Annotated in this window: 2 protein-coding genes; one reads left to right on the forward strand and one right to left on the reverse strand. The window is 65.4% G+C overall.

What is annotated here, in order from left to right:
- Positions 1–373: 373 nt before the first annotated feature.
- Positions 374–580, forward strand: a complete 207-nt coding sequence (locus ABTZ59_RS37520) for a helicase associated domain-containing protein (RefSeq protein WP_503003871.1) — start codon at positions 374–376, stop codon at positions 578–580.
- A gap of 57 nt (positions 581–637) precedes the next feature.
- On the opposite strand, the gene ABTZ59_RS37190 is transcribed toward ABTZ59_RS37520, so the two are convergent.
- Positions 638–1,176, reverse strand: a 539-nt coding sequence (locus tag ABTZ59_RS37190; RefSeq protein ID WP_351426029.1) for a hypothetical protein, incomplete at its 5' end; no start/stop codon positions are given.

Genomic DNA, 1,176 nt, shown 5'->3' on the forward strand with positions numbered 1-1,176 from the left:
CCGCCGCGCAGGATTCGGTGAGTCCGTACCCCTCATAGACGGTGACGCCCGCGCCCGCGAAGAACAGCCCGAGGCCGAGCGGCGCGAGCAGCTGGAGGAGATCGACGCGTCCTGGTGCCCGAGCTGGCCGGTGACCTGGCAGCGGTGCTTCCACCTGGTCCGGATGCACCTGGACGCCGGTGAGGCGCTGCCCACCGAGACGGGCGACGTCGTGCGCCAGGGCGAGGACCTCGGGCGGTGGGTGCAGTCGGTCCGGCTCGGCTGGGACGAGCTCACAGCCGTGCAGCAGTGGATGTGCGAGCAGGTCCTCGGTATCGAGCCCGCAGCCGAGGACGAGAAGCCCAAGCGCCGTACGCAGGCCGACAAGTGGGCGATGAACTACGAGGCCGCCAAACAGTTCTACGAGCGCGAGGGGCACCTCCTCGTCCCCAGGAAGTGGGTTGAACGGATCGTCGGCGAGGACCAGGAGGAGCGCGAGCACAAGCTGGGGGCCTGGATCGGGAACCAGCGCTCCCGGGCGGCGACACTGACACCGGAGCGGATGGAGCTGCTGTCCGCCATCGGCATGCGGTGGACGTAGGAGAGACCGGGTAAGCGCCAGGCGAGTGCATATACCGCCAGACAGGCGGGCTTGCGCTCACCTCTCCGCAGAGGCCTGGCCTTCAAGATCAGCGTGCCGCTTCCACGGGTAGCTGTCCCAGCCGGCATCCAAAATCGCGTTGCGGCCGACGCTCCTGCCAACGAGAGAAGTATTGAGGGAATATGTCGACGTCAGGGGGTCTCCGTGTCGTTCGAGGAGAACTTGGCTTGCCGAGGTGTCCCTCAGCGTGACAAGGTGCTCGACTTCTGTGGCACTGCAGACGGTGACAGGCATGTCTGTGTTCGGCCGTACTTCCTTCTGGAACGGCGCGTTGGCCGTGTGGAAAGGTTCCATCGTCACAACCAGACCATGTATAGGACGGTCTGCGGGGATGTGCCTGAAGCTGGGGTTTCTGTCGGTGATCAGCGCTGCGGTGGTCTCCAGTTGTTGGTAGGCGTGCTTGATCTGGCGTAGGGCGGCGCTGGTGCGATCCAGCACGCCGAGACGTAGCTGTTGGGTCGGGCGCGTGGACTTCACTTCGACAAGCAGGACCAGGTCGTCGAAGATGACGATCCAGTCGACGCTACGTCGCTCGT

Origin of the sequence: Streptomyces sp. NPDC094034, from assembly GCF_040303865.1 — a bacterium.
Lineage (GTDB): Bacteria > Actinomycetota > Actinomycetes > Streptomycetales > Streptomycetaceae > Streptomyces.

Bases quoted from the DNA above. Each gene is read 5' to 3' on its own strand.
- ABTZ59_RS37520 (WP_503003871.1), top strand. From the start codon at position 374: ATGAACTACGAGGCCGCCAAACAGTTCTACGAGCGCGAGGGGCACCTC.